The sequence below is a fragment of the Planktotalea sp. genome, from assembly GCF_039984035.1.
Classification (GTDB): domain Bacteria; phylum Pseudomonadota; class Alphaproteobacteria; order Rhodobacterales; family Rhodobacteraceae; genus Planktotalea.
The window spans coordinates 1-3,951 of sequence record NZ_JBDWVM010000067.1 but is presented as its reverse complement, the minus strand read 5'-3'; the positions used below and the strand labels follow the sequence as shown (position 1 = coordinate 3,951).

Sequence of the window (3,951 nt, the reverse complement as noted above, 5' to 3'; positions counted from 1 at the left end):
CAGAGTTGGGGTGGTTTTCGGCAATTTCTAGGCAATAGTCCATCGTGTTTGCACTCAGAATGGGCAATTTGCACGAGTTGTTGATTGATTGACCCTTGCGGGCGCAACAGCTAATCAGGCGCAAAGGCACGCGGGGCGTGCAGATTATTTGGCGGCGAATGCGATGAGCTTAGAAAAACCTAAATCATTTCAAGAGATTATCCTGCGTTTGCAGGGTTATTGGGCATCTCGTGGGTGCGCGATGATGCAACCCTATGACATGGAAGTCGGTGCGGGCACGTTCCATCCGGCGACAACTCTACGCTCGCTTGGTTCAAAAGCTTGGGCTGCGGCCTATGTTCAGCCATCGCGCCGCCCGACAGATGGGCGCTATGGTGAAAACCCGAACCGCCTTCAGCATTACTACCAATATCAGGTGCTGATCAAACCTAGCCCACCGGATTTGCAGGCGCTTTATCTTGGTTCACTCGAAGCGATTGGCATCGATATGGAGATGCATGACATTCGCTTTGTCGAGGATGACTGGGAAAGCCCGACGCTCGGCGCTTGGGGGCTTGGCTGGGAAGTTTGGTGTGACGGTATGGAAGTCAGCCAGTTCACCTATTTCCAACAGGTCGGCGGTCACGATTGCACGCCTGTGTCTGGTGAGCTGACCTATGGTCTCGAGCGTCTCGCGATGTACGTGCTGGGCGTCGATCACGTGATGGACATGCCCTACAACGATCCGCAAAGCCCGATCCCGCTGACCTATGGTGATGTGTTCAAGCAGACAGAGCAAGAATACAGCCGTTGGAATTTCGACGTGGCCAATACCGAGGTATTGCTGCGCCAGTTTGAAGAGGCTGAGGCAGAATGCGCGAAAATCCTCGCGCAGGAGCATGATGATCCCAAGACTGGCAAGCGCATCATCATGGTGCATCCCGCCTATGATCAATGCATCAAGGCCTCGCATATGTTCAACTTGCTCGATGCGCGCGGCGTGATTTCTGTGACAGAACGCCAAGCCTATATCGGACGCGTACGCGCGCTGGCGAAATCCTGCGCTGATGCGTTTGTCTTAACCGAAGCGGGCGGATACGCCCCATGAGAATGGGCCAATTCCTAGCGGGGTTTACCGTGTTATCAGCATTGCTTGCTGGTGGGGCCATGTATTATTTGCAGGTCTACGCCTTTTACGAAGAGGTTAACGCGACAGGCGATGATGTTCAGCTTGTTTCGCTGGTCAGCGGCGCGCGCGAGCCGATCTTGTTCGACGACTATGAGGCCATCGATGCCTATAGCTCTCCGATCCGCTTCCGTGCCTGTTTCACAACGCCGATGAGCCAATCCTTGCTCACCGAGACCTATGTGGCCTTTGAAGATGCAGAGCCGCGCAACGCGCCCGGTTGGTTTGACTGTTTTGATGCCGAAGCGCTTGGCGCTGAAATCAACGAGGGCACGGCGCTGACGTTCCTTGGTCAAAAGAACATCGCTTACGGCGTCGATCAGGTCGTCGCGATCACCGAAGACGGGCGCGGCTACATTTGGCACGAATTGAACGAATGCGGCGAAAAAGCCTATGACGGCTCGCCCGTAGGGGAGGCTTGCCCGCCCCGAGACGAATTTGAAGGAAATAACTGATGCCTGATCTGTTGATTGAACTCTTCTCTGAGGAAATTCCAGCGCGCATGCAGGGCAAAGCGGCGGATGATCTGAAAAAGCTGGTGACGGACGGTATGGTCGAGGCGGGTTTGACCTATGCCTCTGCTGCGGCTTTCTCCACGCCGCGTCGCTTGGCGCTGACGGTTGAGGGTGTTCTGGCCGAAAGCCCAACTGTGCGCGAAGAACGCAAAGGTCCGAAGGTTGGCGCACCTGACAAAGCGATTGAAGGATTCTTGCGCGGCGCAGGCCTCACGCGCGATCAGCTTGAAGAACGCGACACGCCAAAGGGCGCAGTTTACTTCGCATCGATTGAAAAGGCAGGTCGCCCAGCGGCGGAAATTATCGCCGAGGTCCTCGAAAAAGCGATCCGCAATTTTCCGTGGCCCAAAGCGATGCGCTGGGGTTCTGGGTCTTTGCGTTGGGTACGTCCACTGCATTCCATCATTTGCCTGCTGACCGATGAGGCGGGCAGTGAAGTTGTGCCGCTTGATATCGATGGTATCGCCTCTGGCAAGACCACCTATGGGCATCGTTTCATGGCGCCTGCGCAGCTGACGGTTAACAATTTTGAGGACTATGAAGCGCAGCTCAAGCGCGCCTTTGTTGTGCTCAGCCCCGCCGAGCGCGCTGATGCGATCTGGCAGGACGCGACGAACCAAGCCTTTGCTAACGGTCTGGAAGTGGTCGAGGACGCTGGCCTTCTGCGCGAGGTCGCAGGCCTTGTGGAATGGCCTGTCGTGCTGATGGGCGAGATTGCTGAGGATTTCCTCGGCCTGCCGCCTGAGGTTTTGCAGACCTCGATGAAAGAGCACCAGAAATTCTTCTCTGTGAAGAACGCCAAGACGGGCCGCATTGAACGGTTCATCACGGTTGCCAACCGCGAGACGAAAGATAACGGCGCGACGATCCTTGCGGGTAACCAAAAGGTGTTGTTCGCGCGTCTGTCTGATGCGAAATTCTTCTGGGAAAACGATCTGCGCACGGCAAAGTCCGAAATGGCGTCCTGGACTGAGGCTTTGTCGAACGTGACCTTCCACAACAAACTGGGCATGCAGTCAGAGCGCATTGAGCGTATCGCTACCTTGGCGCGCGAACTTGCGCCCGTTGTTGGTGCAGATGCGGATGAGGCAGAGCGCGCGGCGAAATTGGCCAAGGCTGATTTGTCGTCTGAGATGGTCTATGAATTCCCTGAACTTCAGGGTCTCATGGGGCGTTATTACGCTGAGGCCGCTGGCGAAAGCGCGGCTGTTGCGGCCGCTGCCGAAGAACATTACGCACCGCTTGGCCCGTCTGATGATGTGCCAACCGCGCCTGTGTCTGTGGCTGTGTCCCTCGCGGATAAGATTGACACGCTAACGGGCTTTTGGACGATTAATGAAAAGCCAACTGGTTCGAAAGACCCGTTCGCATTGCGCCGTGCTGCTCTAGGCGTCATTCGTTTGGCGCTCGAGAATGGTTTGGATTTCAGTCTTAACTTAGCTTTGGAAGCTAGTATCAACAGAATTCAAGATATTTTGGTGTTAAAGCACAGTGTACTTCGCTTGGACCATGCGGAGTTTGATGAAGGCGGATCGCCGAAAAAGTTTGAATGGAACAAAGCGGAATATGATCCAAATAGCGATGACAAATATTACTTTGCCTTTGGAGATTATGAAGACCACGTTAATGCTGACTCCACGAATTTTCCTTTTGAAATGCCGCCAATAAAAAAGGTTAAGCAAATTGTAGAAGAACTTTTGTCGTTCTTCCACGACCGCCTCAAAGTCTACCTGCGCGATCAAGGCATTCGCCATGACGTAATCGACGCCTGCATCGCGATGGATGGTAATGACGATATCGCGCTCCTCGTAAAGCGCGCCACGGCGCTTGAGGCGTTCCTTAAGACAGATGATGGCACGAACCTCTTGCAAGGCTTCAAACGCGCCAACAACATTCTGTCTAAAGAAGAAGAAAAGGACGGCGTTGAATATTCTTACGGCGGTGATGTTAAATTCGCAGAAACCGACGAGGAACGCGCGTTATTTGCCGCGCTTGATAGCGAAACGTCTGTGATCCAAGGCGCGTTGGCGTCTGAGGATTTTGCCGCAGCGATGTCGGCAATGGCGGCGCTGCGTGCGCCGATCGATGCCTTCTTTGAAGCGGTGCAAGTCAACAGCGATAACGCAACAGTTCGGCGCAATCGTCTCAACCTGCTGAGCGATATTCGCAAGCTCGTTGGCTCTGTCGCAGATCTGACCCGCGTTGAGGGCTAAATGCTGCGCTTGCACGATGTGATTTGAGAGTTATGATGCGGCAACCCAAAAGGATGCC

3 protein-coding genes are annotated in these 3,951 nt (G+C 54.5%); all 3 read left to right on the top strand.

The genetic code is table 11. The features are described 5' to 3' along the window. Positions 1 to 163: 163 nt before the first annotated feature. Genes ABJQ89_RS02900 through glyS form a run of 3 tightly spaced genes read left to right on the top strand, consistent with a single transcriptional unit; the run spans position 164 to position 3,893 of the window. Positions 164 to 1,087: a glycine--tRNA ligase subunit alpha gene (locus ABJQ89_RS02900; RefSeq protein WP_348494769.1), complete on the top strand. Its 924-nt coding sequence runs from the start codon at positions 164 to 166 to the stop codon at positions 1,085 to 1,087. 2 nt (positions 1,088 to 1,089) lie between these two features. Then, a complete protein-coding gene (locus tag ABJQ89_RS02895) occupies positions 1,090 to 1,620 on the top strand; it encodes a DUF6446 family protein (RefSeq protein WP_348494770.1) in 531 nt (176 codons plus the stop codon). After that, on the top strand, positions 1,620 to 3,893 hold the full coding sequence (gene glyS, locus ABJQ89_RS02890; protein ID WP_348494768.1) for a glycine--tRNA ligase subunit beta: 2,274 nt from the start codon (positions 1,620 to 1,622) through the stop codon (positions 3,891 to 3,893). The genes ABJQ89_RS02895 and glyS overlap by 1 nt, the downstream gene beginning before the upstream one ends. Positions 3,894 to 3,951: the final 58 nt, after the last annotated feature.